Annotated in this window: 1 protein-coding gene; it reads right to left on the bottom strand. The window is 50.4% G+C overall.

Features of this window, described 5'->3' with window-relative positions; translation table 11 throughout:
• Positions 1–77 precede the first annotated feature (77 nt).
• Positions 78–1,334 carry a group II intron reverse transcriptase/maturase gene (gene ltrA, locus POTG_RS22440; protein WP_009227144.1) on the bottom strand — a complete coding sequence of 419 codons (1,257 nt, stop codon included), beginning with the start codon at positions 1,332–1,334 and terminating at the stop codon, positions 78–80.
• Positions 1,335–1,888 lie beyond the last annotated feature (554 nt).

Here is a 1,888-nt window from a genome sequence, read left to right as displayed (position 1 = left end):
AATGAAGATAGGGGGAGGTGACTAACCTCCGTCCCTCTTACACCACCGTACGTACCGTTCGGTATACGGCGGTTCGTCTAAGTTGACCGCAAGTCGAAATAACGTTCCGAAAGACTGCGCAGACCTAAGGAGTCGAAATAATTCTTTCCTAAAGGTCTGTGCAAAATCGGACTGCATGCAATACGCCAGTACCCCTTTCGGGAATTTCCCCATTCATAGGCTTTATCTTTAGGCACTCCTAAAGATTGAAGCCTTTTTACTTTCGTTCTGGGATTCTTCCAGTGTTTCCAAATGCACATTCGCAGTCTTCGCCGTGTCCATTCGTCCAGCCTCTGGAATACGCTCGGTGTTTCGGCCAGTGCGAAGTGTCCGCACCATCCGATGAGATATTGGTTGAGTTCCTGAATCCGGCGTTCCATGGAAATGGATTTTCTTCTGGAAGTGATCTCCCGAATTTTCTTCTTCGCCTTCTGTAACGATTGGGGCGCGATACGGATTTTGGGGTCTTTGTTCACGGTGAAGCTGAACCCTAGGAACTTTCGTTTCCAGGGGCGATCGACTGCGCTTTTCTCATGGTTTACTTTAAGCTTTAGGGTCTGCTCAATGAACTTCGTGATTGAGGATTTCACCCTTTCACCTGCTTTGCGGGACTTCACGTAGATGTTGCTATCGTCTGCGTATCTCACAAAGCGCAGTCCTCGTTGCTCCAGCTCCTTATCCATCTCATCCAGTACGATGTTGGATAATAACGGGCTCAACGGGCCTCCTTGTGGGGTTCCCTCCTCTGTCTCCACTACGACTCCATTGATCATGACACCTGATTGCAAGTATTTCCGGATCAGTTTTAGCAGTGCTTTATCCGAGATTCGCTGTGCAATCTTTGCCATTAGTCGATCATGGTTCACGCGATCAAAGAATTTCTCCAAGTCTAAATCGACGACCCATCGATATCCTTCTCTCACATATTCTTTTGCTTGTCGAACAGCATCATGGGTGCTCCGCTTAGGGCGGAATCCATAACTATGCTCGGAGAACGTCGGCTCGAAGATCGGGCTTAGTACCTGCGCGATCGCTTGCTGGATGAAACGGTCTGTCACCGTAGGTATACCTAGCAACCTCACTCCGCCATTAGGTTTCGGGATTTCGACCCTTCGGACCGGTTGGGGTTCATAGGTGCCTTCCTCTAATGAACGCCGGATTTCTTGCCAATGAAGCTGCAGGTGCCTTCTCAGGTCTTTGACGGGCATTCCATCGACTCCATGGCTCCCTTTGTTCTTTTCCACACGCTTTAGTGCGATTCTAAGGTTGTCCGGTGACAGGACCCGTTCCATCATGGTTGATCTCTCCTTGCGTGAATGAAAGCTCCATCTTGTGCCGGGATTACACTCTGCCCTTCCGAAGTCCCCCGTGCATTCATCACTTCCTCCTTCGGATAAGTCCTTGCGGATTGTCTGCTTTCATTGCATAATCCCGAACGCCTTGGTTTCCATTCTCCTTGACGTTCTGTCCTTCCACAGCCCTCGCGACAAGCTGTGTACTATGACATCGGCTGACTTCTGCACGCTCAGCCTGCTCTCACGAACAGGGTTACGAAGTTTACTTCGCGTTTCGCGCAGACCTCCCCGGGTAAGAGCGTTATCTTCCTCTCCATCTACCCGCCTCATTTACTCTCATTCGCCTTCGGCAGTAAGGACTTTGACTTGTCATGCAGCCTCATCCAACGAATGCCAGCCTCATATGAGGTTCGTGTTCCTCGGGCCGGAGATTTGCCGCCGGCTTCCTTCAGATTCTACCTCGCGATAGAGACCCTTGCCTTAAGCTAATGGCTACTACTGCCTTCGCCATTCAGGACTTGAACCCTATAGATAACGCCCATGCCGGGCGCACA

It is taken from the genome of Paenibacillus sp. oral taxon 786 str. D14 (assembly GCF_000159955.1).
Classification (GTDB): Bacteria; Bacillota; Bacilli; order Paenibacillales; family Paenibacillaceae; genus Fontibacillus; species Fontibacillus phoenicis.
The sequence above is the reverse complement of the archived record's forward strand: the minus strand, read 5'-3'. Positions and strand labels throughout refer to the sequence as shown.